This is a genomic window from Paenibacillus larvae subsp. larvae (assembly GCF_002003265.1).
Lineage (GTDB): Bacteria > Bacillota > Bacilli > Paenibacillales > NBRC-103111 > Paenibacillus_H > Paenibacillus_H larvae.
This window is the reverse complement of sequence record NZ_CP019687.1, coordinates 1,498,907-1,518,530: the sequence shown is the minus strand read 5'-3', so window position 1 is coordinate 1,518,530 and position 19,624 is coordinate 1,498,907. Positions and strand designations below refer to the sequence as shown.

The window sequence follows — 19,624 nt, the reverse complement described above, 5'->3', positions numbered from 1 at the left end:
CAGAGAGCGGGAACAATGAATTAGGAGTGATTTGAAACATGAAAACTTTAGACAAAATCGCCGAACATATTGCAACTTCTTTATTAGACATTGAAGCGGTAACGCTCCGTCCGCACAATCCATTCACCTGGACCTCAGGCATCCAGTCCCCTATTTATTGCGACAATAGGCTGACTATGTCCCATCCTGAGATCAGGGGAGCTATAGCGGATGGATTTACTGCGCTCATTTCAGAAAAGTTCCCGGAAGTAGAGGCTATTGCCGGGACAGCAACGGCAGGCATTCCGCATGCGGCCTGGGTATCGGAGCGGCTGAATCTTCCCATGATTTATGTGCGGGATAAGGCGAAAGGCCACGGGAAAGAAAATCAAATCGAAGGCATGCTTAAGCCGGGGCAGAAAGTTGTTGTTATCGAGGATTTAATCTCAACGGGCGGAAGCAGTATTAAGGCTGGAGAAGCCATCCGAGCTTCCGGAGGAGAATCCCTTGGAGTTACGGCTATTTTTTCATATCAGCTGGAGAGGGCTGTTCAAGCTTTTGCACAAGCAAATCTTCCTTTATACACACTAACCAATTACACCATCCTGCTTGATGTGGCGGTTAAAAAAGGATATATTCAGGAACAGGACCTGGAACAATTACAGGCTTGGCGGAAGAATCCGTCTTCTTATGGCATAAGGCAAGCCTGAGATCGATAACCCCGACCAAGAGAAAAGGCTTGGCCATCCATAAGGAGGCGAAGCCTTTTCTCTTGGTACATTATATTCTTACTCTGTGACCCTGCGTCCCATTATGAATTCTTCAAATCCGAACCGTTTAAAAAGCTTGATACTGGGAACATTGTGCCCAAAAATGAAACCGAGCAGTCTTACTCCGCGTTCCGGATTTTTTCCCAATAGGTAAAGATGGATTCGGCACCCAGGCGGAAGTTTTCCAAATCGAAATTTTCATTAGGGGCATGCAGGTTTTCTCCGGGGAGGCCAAATCCCATTAAAACGACCGGGGCACTTAATGTTTTGCTGAATACATCAACAATCGGGATAGAGCCTCCGCTGCGAGTGTAGGAAGTTTTTTCACCGAATACTTCTTCCAGGGCTTCAGCAGCTTTTACCATCAGCGGGTGATCGATCGGACTTAGGAACGGGTTTCCTTTGAGCTTCCGAATCATATTCACTTTAACGCCTTTGGGTTGGTTCTTCCGAATATGCTCTTCTATGCAATTCATGACCTGTTCGGGGTTCTGATCGGGTACGAGGCGGCAAGCTACTTTAGCTTTAGCTTCAGCCGGAATAATAGGCTTAATGCCTTCTCCCTGAAAGCCCCCTGTAATGGAGGTGATTTCAAAAGTAGGACGGGCGGTTGTCCGCTCTATGTAGGTAAATCCCTGTTCACCGGTTAGCGCTTCCAGGTCCAGTTCTTTCCTGACTTGCTCATCACTGTGGGGAAGGCGGGAAAGTGCCTCCTTCTCTTTTGCGGAAAGCTCCAATACATCCTTGTACATGCCTTCTACTGCGATTTTTCCATCAGGAGTATGGAAGGAAGCCATAAGTTCAGTGAGTGCATGAATCGCATTGGGAACTCCGCCGCCATATAGGCCGGAGTGCAGGTCCGTATTGGCTCCACGCACCTCGATCTCAAACGCTGCCAAACCTCTCATTGCGTATTCCAGAGATGGCTTGCCTTTATCCAGCATGGCGTTGTCAGAAACCATGATAAAGTCGGCTGCCAGCAATTCTTTATTTGCCTGAACGAACGGAGCCAGGGAGGGGCTTGCCACTTCCTCTTCGCCCTCAATACAAAATTTTACGTTTATTGGCAATTGACCCAAGATATTGATCAGAGCTTCCACGGCTTTTACATAAATAAAAACCTGCCCCTTGTCATCAGTTGCCCCCCGTGCATACAGCTTGCCACCGCGAACTTCAGGTTCAAATGGAGGATTAAGCCAGGCTTCCAGCGGCTCTGCCGGCTGCACATCATAATGTCCATACACCAAAACCGTTGGTTGTCCGGGTGCATGCAGCCAGTCCGCATAGACAATCGGGTGGCCCTCTGTCGGCATTATTTGTACATGTTCCATTCCCGCGGTTTTAAGTGAGGAGGCCAGCCATTGTGCGCAGGCCTCAATATCAGGCTTATGCAGGGAAACGGCACTGATACTCGGAATTCGAAGGAATTGTTTAAGTTCCTCCAGATGACGCTCCTGATGCTGCACCATATATTGGTGAAGGTGTTCATTCATTATGGAAATTCTCCTTTTATTCGTTTTAATTAAGATTTTACCACAGGATCAAGGTCATGTCCTATTTTCACATGAACAAATGGTATACATTGGCTGAACCTTTCTTGCAGGACTTTTTACAAATGTAAGCGAACTATTTAGGCAAAACTTTTAAGGGCAATATAGGACCTCATTCATAAATATATAGTAGGAAAAAAGGAGTTTGTTCCTAGAAAAAACAATAATATCGCTTATGGATCATTTAACTTCCTCATAGTATACTGATTACTTGAGACTATTCCAAAACAGCACAAAAACAGGTGTTAAAACAGAGAAAAGCATATACATCTTGCGGAAATCAGCACCTAAATCGTTGGAGGTACACACGAATGAGGAAATGGAAAAATAAAATTTTGGCTGCTGCCCTGACTTTCTCCCTGATGGTCCCGGTATTGAGCGGATGTTTCAAGTCGGACTCTTCAAGTGAGGATGAGCAGACGCTGCGTATAGCCACTACACTTGGTTTTGGTGCCGATGCAGAAATTTTCCGTCTGCAGTATACAGAACTCTTTGAATATGCCCATCCGAATACGCGGATTGAGCTGATCCCAATAGGAGAAGAACGAAGCGGCGGGCAGCTTGCTGCTGAATCAGAACTGGAAAAAAACCGTCAGGATTCCCTGTTGAAATTAAAAGAGCTCATGCAAGGGGATCATCCTCCCGATGTGGTGATGGTCAATTACGACCAGCTCCCTGAATTAATTAAGGAAAACCGTCTTTTGGAGCTTGATGCCAAGTTGAAAAAAGATAAGTTCAGCCTCTCAGGGCTGGCTGACCCGGTAGTTAAGGGGATAAGACAAGTTGGTAATGGAAGCTTGTTTGCCCTAGCGCCTACTTTTTCTTCAAGCGCCCTGATATATAATAAAAAATATTCGATGAAGCTGGTATACCTTATCCCAAAAATAATATGAACTGGGAAGAGACTTTTGAGCTTGCAAAAAAGGTAACAACAGGAGAAGGGGAGGACAAAAAGTATGGCTTTTTCTTCAGCACACAGTCGCAAACTGACTTGTTCAGCGGTATGCTTTTATATACAGCTCCGCTGCAAATGAGAATGTATGATGAGCAAGGAACGAAGATGACAGTAGATACGGATGAATGGGAAAAATCGTGGAACACCATTCTGGAATTAAATAAAGCAGGAGTTTTGCCAAATCCTTTAAATATGACGCAAGATCAAAAAAATATGGCGTTTTATGATTTTATTTCCGGTAAGTTAGCTATGGGAATAGTCACCTACAGCCAAATCAACCAGATTGCCCAGGCAAATAAGCAAGTTATCGGCCAGCAGTCCAATAATCAAAAAACAACCGGAAATAAAGCAAAATCTGTATCACCGATTGAATGGGATGTGGTTTCTCTGCCTGTTCATCCGGGTACATCTAAATGGACGCCCAACTTGAATTTAAACGGCGTTATGGGAATAAATAACAGAAGTTCTAAACAAAAACTCGCGCTTCAATATCTGGAGTTTGTCAACGGAGAAGAATGGGCTAGGTTGAGATCCAAAAACAGCTATAACTTAATGGCCCAAAAGAAATATAATAAACCCAAAGACGGGCTGAATTATAACATAGATGCATTTATTCAAGGAGTTCCGGTACCACCTTCAGATTATAAACTGCAACAGGAAAAACCTAACATTAATATGGTTCAGGGAATGGGACGAAAACAATTTCTGGAAGTTCTTCAAGGCAACATTGGGACAAGGGAGGCCCTGAAGGAATGGCAGGCTTCCGGCAATGCCTTTCTGCAAAAACTGAAAAACGATCCGAAAGCTGTGCATGAAGCTAACGAAGTAAAGTAAAAGAAACTGTTGACTTATTTGTTTGAATTTACATTTGATTATTTCAACTGGCTGACATACACCTATAAAAATAGGCCGGGTTCCTTCTATTTTAACAGAAAACGATCACCTTCTCTTAAGATGGTGATCGTTTTCTGTTGATCCGTTTAACCTCTAAGTATAAAGGTTTGATGAATGTTCCATGAGGCCTCTCCTTCACGGACAAACAGATGAATTTCATCCACAGGGGAAGTATAATCAACCGGTTTCTTGCGCAAACTTGCCAGTACGTCATGCAATTCATCACTATCCATTTTCTGTCCAATGGTGATATGAGGGTTGTAAACGTAAGGCCGCTGTTGTTCCCCAAGTACTCCCGAGTTAATGGCCATGTGTAAATCGGTTACCGGTTTCGGATCGGATAAGGCTAAGTAGATCACGTTGTTTACCGGGTAAAAGGAAGAAAAACGATTGAAGTGAATAGAGAAAGGTGCCCAGTTTTTTGTTACTTCTTCTAAATGCAGGGAGGCCTGCTCCAGTTTGTCCGAACTCCAGTCCTCTTTCTCACGAATGGTTAGATGAGGCGCAATAACACTGTAGTATGGATCAAAGCGCTTTCGATAGCTGTTTACAAAATCACGGACTTCTTTGGATGGATGAATGGCGATTCCAAACTGCATACAAAAGATCCCTCCCTTATAGATTATTCCTTTTGTCTGTATTATATCTTTTTTCAGGGGCAAGTCACAAGAACCGCTTTTTTCTTGCTGCCCGAAACCAAACCCTCAGCTTGTTCATATACTGCTAACACCAGAGCTGCGGCGTAAGGATCACAAGGGGAGTGATTGGCATGAAAAGACGGGTTCACGGTGTAGAAATACAGAAAGCTGTTTTAGGCTTTATTGCAGCAAAGAGGAGTGGAGTTGGAGCAAATCGCTGAAATTGTATACGCTATGCAGTCTCCCTTTTATCCTGATATTTCGATGGAAGCCTGTTTAAGTTCCGTCAATGCGGTTTTGGAAAAGCGGGAACTTCAGCACGCCTTGCTGGTAGGAATAGAATTAGACCGCCTCGCTGAGCAAAAACGCCTATCATGAGAGACATGGAGGACAATTCCATGGAAGATGAGCCTTAATAGGGCGGATTTATGGATATACTAATTATGTAAGAAAATGCTGAGTTCATGGAGTGAGCCCAACATGAATTGGATTTATTGTGCGAAATTATACAATACTAAATTCCAGGCTGGGTGTCTGGCTAAACGTATGGAAGAAGACTGGTGGATATACGGGTATACATGTCCGAGAGAAATTGAAGTGTTCCGTTCACGCAGAGGAAGATTCGGTGTAAGATATTTCCTGTGATTTAGGTATTGACTTAACCTATGTACATGATGTATAGTTATTTTTGTCGCTGCGAATACAGCAACTTAATAATAACGCGGGGTGGAGCAGTTCGGTAGCTCGTCGGGCTCATAACCCGAAGGTCGCAGGTTCAAATCCTGTCCCCGCAATTCATGTACATAGGGGCCCTTAGCTCAGTTGGTTAGAGCAGTCGGCTCATAACCGATTGGTCGGGGGTTCGAGTCCCTCAGGGCCCACCACTAAAACAAGCCGGGGTGGCGGAATTGGCAGACGCACAGGACTTAAAATCCTGGGATGGGTGACCATCGTACGGGTTCAAGTCCCGTCCTCGGCAGTTATCTAAAAAAAGGTTTGTTATTATTTTTCATTTGAAAAGTAATAGCAAACCTTTTTTGCTAGAATCTTTCTAGGAGATTGTTGGCAAGCGAAGTATTTGATATAATAAAACAGGAACATTTGTTTGTAAGTCCGGGGCATGGGTGTATGAAAATGGGACATACGGCACAGGAGATATAAGCAATAAAAATCATCACAGTTCCGGCCTATGGTCATAACATATAGACAGGTATTTTTGGGAATCTTCACATAATAGCTCTATTTACTGTGTTAGAATGGGAATATATGGTTTTGGGCAAAAAAGGCCGGGAGGGATTAAACATGTCTATTTCATTTCAAATTCTGCTTGAGGAAGAACGGATAATTCGCGGAGATTTTTTTCCATCTGCTAATTTAACCCGAGGTATTCTAATCATTTGCCATGGTTTCAAAGGGTTTAAAGATTGGGGCATGTTTCCTTATGCCGCAAGGAAGATCGCACAGGAAGTCGATGTGGTTACTTTCAATTTTTCCTACAATGGTGTGGGAGAGAACTTGACGGAATTTACAGAACTTGAGAAGTTCGCGCATAATACATACACCCGTGAACTTGAAGATATCAACTCGGTAGTAACATTATTTTCCAATCACGAGGATGTAAAAAATACACTGCTGGATCAGCAATCCGCAGGGAGAGGCGAGCCTGTTGTATTCCATTCCTGTGAATCAGGCCTTCATGCTCCCGTTGCGGGTTCTTCAAGCCTTCCTCTATTTCTTTTGGGACACAGCAGAGGAGGCGGAGTCAGTATTATTTATGCACTGGATCATGGTACGGAGATCGCAGGGGTGATCAGTTGGAACGGAATTACGAATGTGGATCTATTTAGCCCCAAGATCAAAGAGGAGATGAGGACTAAAGGGCGTTCATCTGTACAAAATGCAAGAACCCGTCAGGAACTGCCGCTGGATGTAGAGATTCTCCATGATATGGAAAGAAACAAGGAGCGATTTGATATCTACTCCAGAATTCGAGACATTCAAGTACCTTTGCTATTAATACAAGGGACGAAAGATGCACTGCATTTGCGGGAAGGCTCCGAACGTTTGGTTAAATTAAATCGGGCGGTTAACTGGGTCCAAATCGAAGAGGGGAATCATACTTTTAATACGGTCCACCCTTTTAAAGGGACGACTAAGCCTCTGGAAAAGGCCATTGACGAAACCTTGGCTTTTATCCGGAAGAAGCTGGAAGATTGGAAGATACAAGCAAAATCTGAATCTAAAACCGATACCGGTTAACTGGTATCCAGCGAAATAACCAAATATTGGTTTGCTAATTTTTACAATATCTTATATATTAGTGTCTGTTATGTTAACGAAAATTGTATCATGATTAAGTAAACAAAAGGAGAGGCACTATGTTAAAGAAAGCGACGGCAGGAGTTATGATCGCAGCTTTATTAGTGACGGGTGCAGCTTGTTCCAAAGCTAACGACTCGTCTGCAACAAGCAGTCCTCAATCTACTCAGGCGGCAGCCAAAGATAATCAGGGAAAAGTAAACAATAAAGCGTATTTGGATGCCCGCTTGGCGGAAGAGAAAGTCAATACTTTGTTCCATGAGAAAAAAGTGGATAACAATCCAGTATTGAACCCGGCTTATGGAGATAAGCAAAGAGCGGTGGATTTCCTCGGCAAATACTATGATACCGCACTTGCAAATCAAATTGTGGATCATTATCTGACTGACCAAAAACAAGGCGAAGCGATTGTGGTAAAAACAGATAAGTTTTTCCAACCTTCGATCATCGAAAACAAGAAAGAAGACATCAAGTTTGATGATAAATCCAATGCCGATGAAGTAACCTTCACTACAAAGGATAACCTGACCTATGTAATGAAAAAGAAGGGTGATACCTTCATAGTTATGAATGTGGAGAAGAAATAGGCATGATGCTGAAGGCTTTCCAAAGTGGAAAGCCTTTTTATAAAAATGAATCGTTGACAAACAGGCTATTTCTTGATAAGATACAAATTGTCTCTAATAATTTGACCTGATAGCTCAGCCGGGAGAGCGCTATCTTGACAGGGTAGAGGTCGTGGGTTCGATCCCCGCTCAGGTCATTGTTTAAACCCTTATTCTATAAGGGTTTTTTAGAACAATGGTCTTCTGCAAAAGCCCATTGCTCACAAATTGCTCACCTTTAGTCAGCTAAAGTCCTTTTTTAAGGGCAGATTCAAAAATATCCGCAGCATCTTTTTGCATATCAGGAAGTACGTATGAGTAGATATCCATTGTGATTCCTACTCGACCATGACCGAGTCGTTCAGAAACAACTTTGGGGTGCTGCCCAAGTTGTAACATAATTGTGGCATGAGTATGGCGTAAGTCATGAAAGCGGATATTAGGTAGCTCCAGCGCTTCACATCGTTTATGAAAAACGTTTTGAAGTGTCCTTGGGGCTATTGGTCTACCGTCCTCATGACAACATACTAGATCATGATTTTGGTATTCAGGACCGTGTTGGACCATATTTTTATTAACCCAGTGTTTATGTTTCTTGAGGGCGCTTATCACTTCTTGTGAGAGCGCTATTTGCCGTTTGGCATTTTTTGTTTTTGGTTCCTGGAATATTAGACCCATCTTAGTCTTCGTAAGTGCTTGTCTAATACTTGCCTTTCCTGTTTTTAAATCTACATCCTTCCAACGTAATCCTAGGATTTCTCCCCGTCTCATCCCTGTATATAGGGCCAAAATGAATGCAATTCTATACTGATCCGCGGGTACATTGTCAAGAAATTTCCTTACTTCATCCATACTCCATGTTACAATATCCCTTCTCTCAAATTTTGGGGCGTCAACGTTTTCCATTACATTTTTAGAAATGAATTGCCACTTCACCGCTCTTTTAAAAGCAGAGCGTAGAAGTGAATGAAAACTGTGTTATACTCCTGTGATAAGCCTTTTTCATTCAGTTCTACATAAAATTTCGAAATTTGATGCGGTGTTATTTTTTGGATTTCATATTTACCTAGGGCCGGAATGATTCTCTTTGTGATAAGAACTTCTCTCAAATCGTAACTTGTTTGACGCATATTCGGTTTAGCATAGTCTTTTAGCCACAAAAGTAAATACTCTTCTAATGTCATTCTCTTTTCTTCAACGTATTGCCCTTTATTAATTTGATTAATTAACTCATTACAGGCAGCTTGTGCTTCTGCTTTTGTCCGGAAGCCTGATTTTGTTTTCTGTTTTCTCTTTCCATTTTCATCGAAACCCACATCAACAATATAAGACCATTTAGTTCCACGTTTTTTAATTGAACCTTTCACTCTTTTTCTCCTTCCGTAATTAATTATTTATATAAACATGCTTGAAGAGCATGAAGTTTTATGAAATGGGAACATATGTTCGATATAAAGACATGATGATCCCAATAAATTTATGTATAGACATGTTAGTAGTAAATTTTCATTTTTTCAGGGATTCCGTTTTTCTGAAAAACAGAACTTAAAGTTTCACCATTTTCAAACTCATAGTTAGAAAGGATTAGGTAGATCGCAAAATGATGAGCTTCCCGCTCATACTTATTTGCCACAAAGAAAGTATGCCTTATAATAAAGTAGTGACTTATTTCTTTGTGAAGAACAATGTGGCCAAGTTCATGAGTGCAGATAAATTTCTCTTCCTGTGTACCTTTCAGATTATAATCTAGGAGTATGAATTTTCTTCGTAAAACCCTCAGACAATATCCTTTGACACCTTCAGGAAGATCAACATATCTGATATGGACGTTTAATAGGCTCGCTAATTCGAATGGACAATTTGTTTTATGTTTGCGGTACAGATAATTGATTTTTTTTCGAATTCTCACTCGTCTGCCCTCCTAGTTGTAGGAACCCGCGTTAATCAGTTTTTTTCTTTTTTCTATTTTTGTATGCTTCTTTGTTCATTTGTTTTGCTTCCCAGAATACCGCTTCAACTATGCCGATCATCTTAGCTCGATCTTCAGGGGAAAATTCAATTCCATCATAATAAAGCACATCCGGATCTTCTAACATTTTCTTGAGGTCGCGTTTATCTTTTGTAGTTGCCCAGGATGGCACCGCTTCTTTTTCTTTTTCATAACCCAGCAGATAATCAGGACTTACATTATAAAACTCTGCAAGTTTATGAAGCATGTCATGCCGCGGTTTGGCTATTTCATTTTCCCAAGAATTGTACCGAGCTCTTTTTATGCCAAGTTTTTCAGCCACCTCATATTGACTTAAACCCTTTGATTCTCTAAGTTGAATAAGCGTTTTACCAAAGCTCATAAAATAACCTCCAAAAAATTATCCATTACCCCCTTGACGGATAATTAAATTATCCGATCACAAAGCTATCCAAGAGCTGTTGACCGCCTTTGTGAAATGACTCCAGAGGAATTATTGACAGTCATGTCCGTTTACTCTTTTACTTTTTACGGATATACTATGTATATAAAGCCTGCGCATATTGTGCGCACAAAGTGTTTATACTATCTATATTCTATAGCAAAAAGACAAAACGTGTTGCCTCACGCTTTTTCTTTGATACAATCAGTTGCCTTTTGATAGTCAAATTCATTTTTTAGAAACAGTCGCTTTAAAATATCCTTGGCCGGGATTAAAGCGACTGTTTTTGTTACCGCTATTTTTGTATAAACTCCACTACAATGGTTTTGAAAACCCATTCAATAAAGAGCTTAAAAAAATCGCCCACGCGTTCACCTCCTTTCTAACCTTTTAAGAATAGAAAGAAAATGATAGACGCCTACAACTGATTGTTACTTCTATTCTATATAAGTTGAACGAAAGAAAATAGCAATCAAAGTCGCACGCACAGCCGGTCAATAATGGCATGAGGATGCTTCATGATTTCATCCATAAATTGCCCGACACGCAGACGGATTTCGGAAACGGCCGAATAGAATACGTTATTGATCACACTGGACTTGAGCCATTTCCAGAGTCCTTCTACGATATTTAACTGAGGGCTGTATGGAGGCAAGTACACAAGCTCAAGCCGATTTTTTTGCGCTTCCAGAAACGGCCGAAGCAGCTTTGCATGATGAATCCGGGCATTGTCCAAAACCAGAGCCAGTTTCCCTGTTGGATAAGTCGCCATGACCTTTTGAAGAAAGGAAAGAAACGTTTCAGCGGTGTACTGTTCATCTTCTTGCCAAACGATGTGTCCCGTTTCATAGTCAACCGTGGCCAGCAGTTTGACCCCACGATGCTTGCCCGTGGTTGGAATGATGCGTTGCTTCCCGCGAAGGAACCAGGTCTTCTGAATCGCCTGGTAGTCCCGGATCATCGACTCATCCTCGAACAGCAAGTGATCAATCTCCTCGTTCAGTAGCTTTTTTTCAGTTCAGGAAAGGTCGTTTCGGTGAAATGGCGTTGTTTCTTGGGATCTGCTGCTGCGAGCGTGTAGGTCGGTTTCGTATAGCTGAGCCCTAGCCGCTCCATGACCTTGGAAATGCCTCGGAGCGAATAGCAATGGCCCCAGTCGCGTTCCACGTACGTGGCAATCAGTTCAAGCGTCCAGTTGTGCTTTGCCGTAAAGCCGACCTCATGGGGAACCGAATAGGCGACGGTTTGTTTCAAGCGATCCTGCTGCTGCTTCGTCAACCGAGTAGGAGCACCTGAGGAATGCTTGATTTGCAAGGCTCCCAGTCCACCGTTCTCGTACGTATGAATGTAACTGCTCACCGTCATTCGGTTTCGATTCAAAATGTCAGCGATCGCCTTCATGGATGTGCCTTTCAAATGCAAATAGATCGCTTGGTAGCGTTCATACATTCGGCGCTCTTTGGTTTGTTGCATGGCTGCCGTTACTTTTGCCAGTTCGGTATGTTTATCCATTGTCATCCCCACTTGTCTATTCTTGATCTGTTTCTTATTCGACAAATGGTTCCTTTTTCCTTGCCAAGGTTTGCTAAGAATATTGATTCAACTTATATAGCACGACTTTCGATATATGCAATATTATCCAAAAAAAGTATTTGCACATTAAACTCGCAAGCATAAGTCTGCGGGTCTGTTTCTATTATGGCTCCTGCTTAACCCTTTAACTTCAAATGGTAGTAGATTCACTATATTCTCTAGAACGGATAAATGAATTCAGGCTTTCTCATGTCTGATTTTTAGTTTGCCATCAGTTGTTCCCTCTAGAATTGTGTCTCCCGCCTAAGAGGTGCTTATAAGCGTCGGGAAAGAGATGCGAAAAGCGTCGAAGAATAGACGGCTTGTTCGAAGATGATTTTAACACACATTATAATTAATGAAAGGTGTACAGTGTCACAACTAAGCAAATAAATTTAAAAAAAGCATTAAGTGCTCAGAATTACCTATTAAAAATTAATAGACTAAAAAACACTTTCATTTAAAAGGAATATATACTACAATATGGAATTAAAGGGAGATAATTAAATTTTCTCCTAATAAATATTGGAGGTTGTTCTATGAAAAAGATAATAGCATCAATGGCGCTGGTGGGAATGTTAGCTGGTAGTAGTGCAGCAGGGGCGATTCATGCAAACCCGTTAAATCAAACGGAGAAAATCCCGGTTGAAAGTAACCACTATACTTCAAAGATAGTCGTAGAAGATAATTTTACAAGTTGGGAAAGTAGTATTTTTAATCGGCTTATTCCAGAAACATCCATCATAAATAATGGAACCTTGACACTTAAATACCCGAACTATGAGCTGCTTACTGAGGTTTATACTGATTATGTAAAAGTTGAAGCTGGGAAAAAATATAAAATAACGTTAAAGAATGTTGAAGGTAATGTGTTGGTTGCTGCAATGGGACTAGACTATTTAAATGAATGGGAAGATAAAAATAATCAAGGAAATAACATCACTCATGTTTTTACAGCTAAAGAATCCACAGTTGCCTTCGCTTTAAGGGGTATCCCAGAGGTTTCTTTACAAGGTTTTGTAGTTGAACAAATTGATTAAAGCATCAATTTAATCAGCAATACTCTTTTTCTAAGGTAATGCACAAAAATAACATACTCTAAACTTCCTACACCCATAAAAAAGAAGATCACGAAGACATTAATTAGCCATCGTGATCTTCTTTTCTGCGAATTGGAAAAATGTTCATTTGCACACATCAATAGAATGGTAACATACTTTATCCCTGCTGACAAGAATTAAAAGACATTCAAACAAGAAGGCAATAATGAGGTGCTTGTAAAATAACTAGAAAAAATTAAATTGACTTAAATAACCTTAAATAGTAATATATAGAAGCGGTCCTTCGCGTTATCTTATATTGAGGAGATGGTAAACATGTATTTGTTAAATTGGGGAAAAAGAAAGAGCGTTATTCTATCTATGGCATTTCTCATGGCCTTGACCTCTTTTGTGAGTATAGGCTTAAAACCTGTTGCAGCAGCTGAAAAGAGTGATTCACAAACAGAGTTGGTTGCTCTGGTGGTAAAAGATAACTTGGAAAGAACCGGAGATTTATTGAAGATAAAAGACAAGCAAAAACTTAAGCAAGCTTTAGAAGCAAACAATTTAGAACTTTCTGTACAAGATATTCAATCACAAGTAGATAATTTCAATACCATGTTACTCGGATTGCAAGGACAGGATAAAAAAGAGCAATTACTTAAAGCATTACAAGAAGTTGAAAATGAGATTATAAAAGCGGAACGTGCTGCAGGCGTAAGGACACTTGGGTGTTCTGACGTATTAGGAGGAATAGGTTGGGCACATTCATTTGCAAATGGAGTATTTGGAGTTTTATTAAAGGTACCTAGTCCTCTTGGTTTAGGAGTCTCAGCGGGCATTGGAGCTGCATACTATCTGGGTAGTTTAGCTTGTCCAAAATAAAGTGGTTGCAAATGAAGATTTTTAAAAAATACGAATTAACTATCTTGCAATTAGTACCGTTGATCATTTTGTCTTCCCCAATAACATCAAATTTTAGCAGAAGTATTCCTATTTATGTTTCAGTTGTTTTATTCATTACTGCTCTTAATGTTTACATGGAAACCTTGTTAAACAAAAGACACACGCGGGAACAAAAAGCAGTTTGGTTCCTTGCAACATTTCCGTTTAATTTTTGCATTGTACTTTTGTATATGATTTATCTTGGTTAGTAAGGAACCAAACTTGAAGCACGCAATAGAAAGAGCACTCAGGATGATTTTCCTAGGCGCTCTTTTGTTACTTTTTACCATCTACTGGTAAGTTAAATAATTTGCAGGTTTCCAGAATATCCTTCAAAAGACTGCGGCATACGCCCACTTGCGCCTCGTCGTGAGTATTTTCAAAAAACTCTATCCTACTTTTGATTTCTACAACCCGTCCGATAAGTGCACAGCTAATTACATTTACCTGGGTGGGTGTAAATACTTCATATGGATCAATTTTCTCCATTCCTTATTCCTCCCCCTGAACTTCTTCCAGCAGTTCATCTATATCTTCTTTGTTTGTGACATACTCTCTGAGTTTTGTTAGAAAACTCAACATGCCGTCCCTAGTGATTTCTGTATATTGGACTGTCGCGCTGTCAGTAATTACGTGTAATACTACCTTGTTCATCTGATTTTCAATTTCGAGGTTTAGAAGCATTTCACATGTGTTCAAGATCTCCGCGATCTGCGCCACTGACTTTCCACGGCTTTGGTTCACTTTTAAAATGGTGTTCATTTATCTTGTCCCCCCTTAACCAGGTCATATGCTTTAACCAGGTTTTTTACTCTTTGTACAATCACTACATCCGAATGGTCTGACCATAAAAGTAAACGCAAAATGATTACAAACATGTTTTCAGGTGAACCCTTACATTCCGACAGATGGTCGTAATAGTTACGTACCGATCCCAGGTAATCTCCCATTCCTTATCCCCTCCACTTACAACCGGCTTATTTATTCCGAACTACTCTAATCAGCGTAACAATACTAAGTACAAAAGCTGATAAGGCAACGATCCATGTAATTATGTTCATGTCTATTACCTCCATTTATTTTTTACCGCTATTGTGTTAAGATTGGGGTGGAGGGGAAAGCATCCCCTCCGAGGAACCTTTTAACGTTTGCGTGCGAAGCGTCGTTTGCGGGTTCCTTTTTTCTTTTTCTCCTGTCGGCTGTTAAGGTTAAGTATTATTGCCGTGCTAAGTTGAACTAATGCCGTCAGGAAAAGTACCCAATCTCTTGCATCCAAACATTTTCACCCTTTCTGGAAGTAGGTGTATGATCAATTTGTTAATCAATATGATCAACTTCCTATACATAATATAAACCTTTTTGATTAACATATCAATAGAAATAACCAAGATATTGAACAAATTTATTAACTTTGTTATTATTGGGTTTGAAAAAGGGGGTGTTAGTTTGATCGTCAATAAATTAAGTGAGGTAATGGGTCGTAAGCGATTAAAGATATCTGATGTGGTGGAAAAAACAGGGCTTGCTCGTAACACTGTGACTGAGCTTTATCATGGGAGAGCAAAGAGGGTGGATCTTGAAACGTTGGACAAGCTTTGCAAGGCTTTGGGATGTCCGTTAGAAGACATTTTGATCTATATAGACGAGGAAAAGACCACAGAGGGCTAATGATATGCTCCCATCATTGTAGAATAGAAGTTTTTTGTTTTTCTACTGTCTACTATGATGGGAGCATATCAAAATGCTGTGGCGGTTTTTTGTTGGTTTTGATTTTCGCGTTTTTGGTTGTAGGCAAGATTGTCAAGGGGTACTGAGGAAAAAATTAAAAAAAGCTCTTACAAAAGCTCTTTGCAACCATCTCACCCAAAAACCCTTGTTTTTGCAACCGAGTAGTTGCCAAAGAAAATCCGTTGTTTTTTATGTTCTCATGCTCAACCATACATTGTCAGCATATTGTGGTTATCACCACCCCTAAACTTCCCTTTGAGTGATGAACGGAATTCTGCGTCGTGGGGTGGTACTTCTGGCAAGCAGGAAATAGGCCGCACGGTTTTTCGCTTAGCATCCGGATTGGACACAAAAGCGAAGCCGTGACGGCCTATTTTCAATTATACAGGCTATTGCCGTAAATATGTTATTAACCATGCCAATTTGTCTAAAGGGTGTGGCTTTTCGAGAAAGGCACCTTTTCTGCCGACTACAAGCATCCCTTTATTATTTTGCAACCATCTAATTTTTGCAACCGAACTTTTTATGTCAAGAAAAAAACCAGCCAAATGACTGGTTCGTATGGCCGATGATTAATGGGTTCAGCGGCTAAAAACAAAAGTTCTAAATATACCTACCCAAAGATTCGCTGATGATACTTTCAATGATTCTATAGTGATACAAAAAATTTAGAAAATTATTTATTCTCCATAAGGTCAGGTAATGAAAAATTTTCCTTCGCTTCCTCTATCTTCCTTTCAATAATTTCTTGAAGTTCGTCCATTTCTAGTTTCATTAATTCTTCAACCATCTCGATTACCTCCTTATTACTAATATGAAGGGCCCTTATAAAGAAGTGCCGATTGGTGGAATATCCTTGTGGTTGTCGCCATTCATATTTATCTTATGCTCTAATTGCGTTTTTTGCAACTCCATTTGTTCTAATTCCAAACGATCTTTCCACTTCATGTATAAGCCGACAACGTTTTTGTAAGGTGCCCCTTGTTCCTTAATGCAGATAGCAATAAATGCTCGCGTTCAATCATTTTACAGTACTCTTTAGCTATTGGGGTATAAACCAATTTGTCAACTGCCAATCCTTCTAATATGCCAAGACTAAAAAATTCAAGTTCATTAAATAACTGGATTAAACCTGAATCTTGCTGTACAATGACTTCTATTCTTGATTCTTTGTCTAAGTTCTCAATTGAAATATTGAACTCTCCATTAATTAAATAAGAAGTATCTTTTCTTTTAGGAATTTCGGCTCTAAATTTTCTCAAGTATTCGTCATAAGCAGGAATAAATTTCCTTGCAAAGTAAGCTAAAACTTCGATGCTTTTTTCCACAGATGCTCTACGATTTTTATCCACCATGTCTTTTTTTAACAATTTCAATTGCTTAACCCCTATAATTATACTAAGGGACAACAATATGCCACAGAAATAATATCCGATTTCTAATCCTTCTTTTAATGTCGACCAATCCATTTTCTCACCTCTACATCAAAGTTCGACAACAAAGAGGTTTTTCCTTCAAAAATAAGTAATTATTTGTATGTAAATGTCATTTTCCTGATAGTAGGACAGTTACCCCATAAGAATTCTTGATAATGCTCCTATCTAACAAAGAAGATCCGTGAAAGCCGCGGATTATTCTTGAATCGCAATACAAAAAGAGCGCTCAGAATTAACTTCCTAGGCGCTCGCGGCTTAATGTGCAAAAAAATAGCTCCCAAAGCAGGGAGCTATCATGAAAATGTTCGGTGAGGAAATCAACAATTCCTATATAAGAGTAGCACTCTTAACGCCACCTTCCAAGCCCATGAAGCCCGTTTCTAAAACAGGCTCCAACAGTCCAAGCGTCGTTTGATCTCTGTCATAAGATATATTGAGCTTAAAGGGAGGAGTGTTCTTATATGAGTTCATCTTGTGGAGGATACGGCGGTTCATGTTACGGAGGGTTGTTCACGAATACGGGAACCATTTTAGTCCTGTTTATTTTATTGGTTATTGTTTCTCGGACCTTTTTGTATTAAACAAGTGTGGGAGAAATAGGATAACCTGTCTTTATGGCAGGTTATTTTTGTGCAAAATAAAAAGCCCCTAAAGGGCTTATTTAAACAACCTTTTAATCATATTCCAGAAGCTTACTGTAGTTTTATTGTATACTTTGTTTTTTAAAGCTCTTTTAAGATTGCGTATTGCCCCATATCCCCGCGGCATTTTTATACCAGCTCGGTGGACAATCTGTCTCTTTATGCTCGTTCTGGCTGCTATGCTCTTTTTGACACTTGGTTTTCTCATTCCAAATTTCATTTAGCAGCCCGTCCTTTTACTTGAGCTTAAGTTCTACTTCGTACGTTTTTGATTCGCCGTCCAGATCAACGTCACCGCCGACATGGCCTCTCCATTCAAGCTTTATCCATTCGACGTCCGAAGCTTTACTATTTTTTAAATACCAGACTACATTACCACTTTTTTTTACGCCCTTATCAAGCTCGCCGCCTATGTGGTCCGTGCCACCAAAAAAGGTGTCTCAATTTGTTCGCCCGTTGATGTAACAAGCCGAGCTTGATCTGGGTATGTTGTAAATTTTCCGTCCGTAGTGTTATGTAGATTTATTTTAATTCCAACAGCCGAAGCATCCATTTTTGATGGGTCATCTTTCTGGGGTGCCTTATCGCTTACAACAACTTTTTCTATTTCAGTTTTAAGCCCTTTAAAATCATCAGTCCACTTTGCGTTTTCATAGTATGTCCAGATATCTTTCTTATCTTTTGATGGTGCCCCTGTTGCAGCCGGTTCTTTTTTGCTTGCTTCCGTAGATTTATCTCCACAGGCTGCTAATACCCCCATTAATGAAATAATCATGACCATGCTTAAAAACTTTTTCATTACTTCATCTCCTTTTAAAAATATCCAGAAGTAACCAGTTTAACTTAAAATTAATATACGGGACAAGCATTAAATTTGTTTCAACTTGTAGTACGCAAGTTATTTGTTTTATAATAAGAACAAATGTTCTTGTGAAAGGTCTGATCTGAATGCTGTCTGACTTAGAAAGAAAGACACTCCGCATTTTGTATAACTTCTCAAAATTGAACCGCAGGATGCCTAACATCAAGGAACTGGAAAAGAAGACAGGCGCCCGAGAGGTTAATATATTCAATGCCTTAGATGGTTTGCAAAAACAGGGTTATATCGAATGGCAGCGGCGAGATACACAATCCATAAAAATCATAACCGCCTGGGAAGAGCAGCCCAAAGAAGAGCCTTTGAGGAAGTACCTCAAGGCTCTTTTTATTGCTCACGAACTTAAAAAAAACAACGGAGGTATCGAACCTAAATTAGCCCAAAATCGCCATTTTTTAGACTGATTAAACACAAAAGACTATAAAATCATCAATGAACTAAATTGACAGGGTAGAGGTCGTGGGTTCGATCCCCGCTCAGGTCATAGAAGTCCCTGTATATCAAGGGCTTTTTTTATTTTCTTGATAATGGATTCATCTAGCCAAATCATGACTTGGGGACGGAAATTTTGGAGGAGCAAATTGATGGGCTAATATGATTTTCAATATGATGCATATATGTTTTGTATGCCAGGGGAGACACAAATTTCCGTTTTTGACGCATACTTAGGGACCCATTCATTTTGAATAAATTGGTTTAATGTCATTTTTTGAGGGGCGATATATACTCTGACTCAACTTCAATTTTGAAATTATAGAGCTGTTCGTTAAGATATTCTCTTGGCTTTTAGTTGTTTTCAATAATGCTTGACACTAGCATTGGGAGGTAAGAAAGATGTTTAACAAGGACAGTATTTGTGTAGACGTTTGGTGTAGAGCGGTAGTTACTGGGGTGTATCCATACAGTGAAGTCCCTGACCTGCACAATCTCCGGGAATAATCGGCAAAAAGCTTGGGAAAATGAAAGAAGAATCAGTCAACGCCAAATAATAAGGCGTTATTTTTATGCTCAAAAACAGGAGGGGACATATGGCGCAAGTAGGAAAATGGGCTGTGGCGGCAGGGGGTATAACCGTTTCGTACTTTTTCGGAGGGTGGGGGGCTGCGCTGGATATATTCCGTTGGCAGTTATTCTTAATTACCTTACGGGAAGGGTAACTGGTTTTATTGAAGGAGGATTGAATTTCATTGATAGGTGAAAATATGTATGCTTTTTTAGGCATATTTAAAGCTATATTTAAAGTAAAACTTGAAAGGAGAAAAAC

Annotated in this window: 24 protein-coding genes and 4 tRNA genes; 16 read left to right on the top strand and 12 right to left on the bottom strand. The window is 40.2% G+C overall.

Going from position 1 to position 19,624, the window contains the following annotated elements; all coding sequences use genetic code 11:
* Positions 1-38 precede the first annotated feature (38 nt).
* The gene (gene pyrE, locus BXP28_RS07890) at positions 39-689 is read left to right on the top strand and encodes an orotate phosphoribosyltransferase (RefSeq protein WP_023485562.1); all 651 of its coding nucleotides are present in this window, start codon (positions 39-41) and stop codon (positions 687-689) included.
* Positions 690-868: 179 nt separating this feature from the next.
* Here the strand turns inward: pyrE and BXP28_RS07885 are convergent, their stop codons facing one another.
* A complete protein-coding gene (locus BXP28_RS07885; RefSeq protein WP_023485561.1) occupies positions 869-2,242 on the bottom strand; it encodes a dipeptidase in 1,374 nt (457 codons plus the stop codon).
* 368 nt (positions 2,243-2,610) lie between these two features.
* Here BXP28_RS07885 and BXP28_RS07880 point away from each other — a divergent pair, with 368 nt between their 5' ends.
* Positions 2,611-3,192: an extracellular solute-binding protein gene (locus BXP28_RS07880; RefSeq protein ID WP_077585003.1), complete on the top strand. Its 582-nt coding sequence runs from the start codon at positions 2,611-2,613 to the stop codon at positions 3,190-3,192.
* Positions 3,189-4,088: a type 2 periplasmic-binding domain-containing protein gene (locus BXP28_RS07875; RefSeq protein WP_077585002.1), complete on the top strand. Its 900-nt coding sequence runs from the start codon at positions 3,189-3,191 to the stop codon at positions 4,086-4,088. The genes BXP28_RS07880 and BXP28_RS07875 overlap by 4 nt, the downstream gene beginning before the upstream one ends.
* Before the next feature lie 146 nt (positions 4,089-4,234).
* Here BXP28_RS07875 and BXP28_RS07870 read toward each other — a convergent pair whose 3' ends face one another.
* Positions 4,235-4,747 carry a 2'-5' RNA ligase family protein gene (locus tag BXP28_RS07870; protein WP_023485559.1) on the bottom strand — a complete coding sequence of 171 codons (513 nt, stop codon included), beginning with the start codon at positions 4,745-4,747 and terminating at the stop codon, positions 4,235-4,237.
* A gap of 243 nt (positions 4,748-4,990) precedes the next feature.
* Here BXP28_RS07870 and BXP28_RS07865 point away from each other — a divergent pair, with 243 nt between their 5' ends.
* The 8 genes from BXP28_RS07865 to BXP28_RS07835 all read left to right on the top strand — a co-directional run bounded on the left by BXP28_RS07865 (position 4,991) and on the right by BXP28_RS07835 (position 7,868).
* The gene (locus tag BXP28_RS07865) at positions 4,991-5,164 is read left to right on the top strand and encodes a hypothetical protein (RefSeq protein ID WP_024094475.1); all 174 of its coding nucleotides are present in this window, start codon (positions 4,991-4,993) and stop codon (positions 5,162-5,164) included.
* A 102-nt stretch (positions 5,165-5,266) separates the two neighbouring features.
* On the top strand, positions 5,267-5,431 hold the full coding sequence (locus tag BXP28_RS23235) for a hypothetical protein (RefSeq protein WP_024094474.1): 165 nt from the start codon (positions 5,267-5,269) through the stop codon (positions 5,429-5,431).
* Between the two features lie 75 nt (positions 5,432-5,506).
* Positions 5,507-5,580, top strand: a tRNA-Met gene (locus BXP28_RS07860).
* Positions 5,581-5,593: 13 nt separating this feature from the next.
* Positions 5,594-5,670 (top strand) — tRNA-Ile (locus BXP28_RS07855).
* Positions 5,671-5,679: 9 nt separating this feature from the next.
* A tRNA-Leu gene (locus BXP28_RS07850) sits at positions 5,680-5,765 on the top strand.
* Between the two features lie 323 nt (positions 5,766-6,088).
* On the top strand, positions 6,089-7,045 hold the full coding sequence (locus BXP28_RS07845; RefSeq protein ID WP_024094473.1) for an alpha/beta hydrolase family protein: 957 nt from the start codon (positions 6,089-6,091) through the stop codon (positions 7,043-7,045).
* Positions 7,046-7,164: 119 nt separating this feature from the next.
* Positions 7,165-7,692 (top strand): hypothetical protein, encoded by a 528-nt coding sequence (locus BXP28_RS07840; protein ID WP_023485556.1) that lies wholly within the window; start codon positions 7,165-7,167, stop codon positions 7,690-7,692.
* Between the two features lie 103 nt (positions 7,693-7,795).
* Positions 7,796-7,868: transfer RNA gene (locus tag BXP28_RS07835), tRNA-Val, on the top strand.
* Positions 7,869-7,956: 88 nt separating this feature from the next.
* Here the strand turns inward: BXP28_RS07835 and BXP28_RS24135 are convergent.
* The 5 genes from BXP28_RS24135 to BXP28_RS07815 form a co-directional block, all read right to left on the bottom strand.
* Positions 7,957-8,646: a site-specific integrase gene (locus BXP28_RS24135; protein ID WP_226989738.1), complete on the bottom strand. Its 690-nt coding sequence runs from the start codon at positions 8,644-8,646 to the stop codon at positions 7,957-7,959.
* Complete coding sequence (locus tag BXP28_RS24130) at positions 8,643-9,077, bottom strand: Arm DNA-binding domain-containing protein (protein ID WP_023485554.1); 435 nt, start codon at positions 9,075-9,077, stop codon at positions 8,643-8,645. Before BXP28_RS24130 ends, BXP28_RS24135 begins: the two co-directional genes overlap by 4 nt.
* 125 nt (positions 9,078-9,202) lie before the next feature.
* Entirely contained in the window at positions 9,203-9,619 is a 417-nt protein-coding gene (locus BXP28_RS07825) for an ImmA/IrrE family metallo-endopeptidase (RefSeq protein ID WP_024094470.1), read from the bottom strand.
* A gap of 31 nt (positions 9,620-9,650) precedes the next feature.
* On the bottom strand, positions 9,651-10,061 hold the full coding sequence (locus BXP28_RS07820; protein WP_024094469.1) for a helix-turn-helix domain-containing protein: 411 nt from the start codon (positions 10,059-10,061) through the stop codon (positions 9,651-9,653).
* A gap of 532 nt (positions 10,062-10,593) precedes the next feature.
* Positions 10,594-11,639, bottom strand: a protein-coding gene (locus tag BXP28_RS07815; RefSeq protein WP_096761125.1) for an IS630 family transposase whose coding sequence is annotated in 2 segments (ribosomal slippage) — positions 10,594-11,133 and positions 11,136-11,639 — 1,044 coding nt in all. Because the reading frame shifts where the segments join, the coding sequence is not laid out codon by codon here.
* 593 nt (positions 11,640-12,232) lie between these two features.
* Between BXP28_RS07815 and BXP28_RS07810 the strand changes: the two genes are divergently transcribed.
* Positions 12,233-12,733 carry a hypothetical protein gene (locus tag BXP28_RS07810; protein WP_036654758.1) on the top strand — a complete coding sequence of 167 codons (501 nt, stop codon included), beginning with the start codon at positions 12,233-12,235 and terminating at the stop codon, positions 12,731-12,733.
* A 336-nt stretch (positions 12,734-13,069) separates the two neighbouring features.
* Entirely contained in the window at positions 13,070-13,618 is a 549-nt protein-coding gene (locus BXP28_RS07805; RefSeq protein WP_036654757.1) for a hypothetical protein, read from the top strand.
* A 336-nt stretch (positions 13,619-13,954) separates the two neighbouring features.
* Here the strand turns inward: BXP28_RS07805 and BXP28_RS07795 are convergent, their stop codons facing one another.
* Genes BXP28_RS07795 through BXP28_RS07785 form a run of 3 tightly spaced genes read right to left on the bottom strand, consistent with a single transcriptional unit; the run spans position 13,955 to position 14,628 of the window.
* On the bottom strand, positions 13,955-14,167 hold the full coding sequence (locus tag BXP28_RS07795) for a hypothetical protein (protein ID WP_036654753.1): 213 nt from the start codon (positions 14,165-14,167) through the stop codon (positions 13,955-13,957).
* A gap of 3 nt (positions 14,168-14,170) precedes the next feature.
* Complete coding sequence (locus BXP28_RS07790) at positions 14,171-14,440, bottom strand: hypothetical protein (RefSeq protein WP_036654728.1); 270 nt, start codon at positions 14,438-14,440, stop codon at positions 14,171-14,173.
* Positions 14,437-14,628, bottom strand: coding sequence for a hypothetical protein (locus tag BXP28_RS07785; protein ID WP_024094464.1), 192 nt, complete (start codon positions 14,626-14,628; stop codon positions 14,437-14,439). Before BXP28_RS07785 ends, BXP28_RS07790 begins: the two co-directional genes overlap by 4 nt.
* Positions 14,629-15,124: 496 nt before the next feature.
* Here BXP28_RS07785 and BXP28_RS07780 point away from each other — a divergent pair, with 496 nt between their 5' ends.
* Positions 15,125-15,346 carry a helix-turn-helix domain-containing protein gene (locus BXP28_RS07780; RefSeq protein WP_024094463.1) on the top strand — a complete coding sequence of 74 codons (222 nt, stop codon included), beginning with the start codon at positions 15,125-15,127 and terminating at the stop codon, positions 15,344-15,346.
* A 1,004-nt stretch (positions 15,347-16,350) separates the two neighbouring features.
* Here BXP28_RS07780 and BXP28_RS07775 read toward each other — a convergent pair.
* Both BXP28_RS07775 and BXP28_RS07765 read right to left on the bottom strand, forming a co-directional pair.
* Positions 16,351-16,875 carry a hypothetical protein gene (locus BXP28_RS07775; RefSeq protein ID WP_077585001.1) on the bottom strand — a complete coding sequence of 175 codons (525 nt, stop codon included), beginning with the start codon at positions 16,873-16,875 and terminating at the stop codon, positions 16,351-16,353.
* 1,017 nt (positions 16,876-17,892) lie between these two features.
* Complete coding sequence (locus BXP28_RS07765; protein WP_023484756.1) at positions 17,893-18,282, bottom strand: hypothetical protein; 390 nt, start codon at positions 18,280-18,282, stop codon at positions 17,893-17,895.
* Between the two features lie 215 nt (positions 18,283-18,497).
* Here BXP28_RS07765 and BXP28_RS07760 point away from each other — a divergent pair, with 215 nt between their 5' ends.
* Both BXP28_RS07760 and BXP28_RS24115 read left to right on the top strand, forming a co-directional pair.
* Positions 18,498-18,764 (top strand): hypothetical protein, encoded by a 267-nt coding sequence (locus BXP28_RS07760; protein WP_144029544.1) that lies wholly within the window; start codon positions 18,498-18,500, stop codon positions 18,762-18,764.
* Between the two features lie 624 nt (positions 18,765-19,388).
* Positions 19,389-19,517, top strand: coding sequence for a hypothetical protein (locus tag BXP28_RS24115; protein ID WP_257125676.1), 129 nt, complete (start codon positions 19,389-19,391; stop codon positions 19,515-19,517).
* Positions 19,518-19,624: the final 107 nt, after the last annotated feature.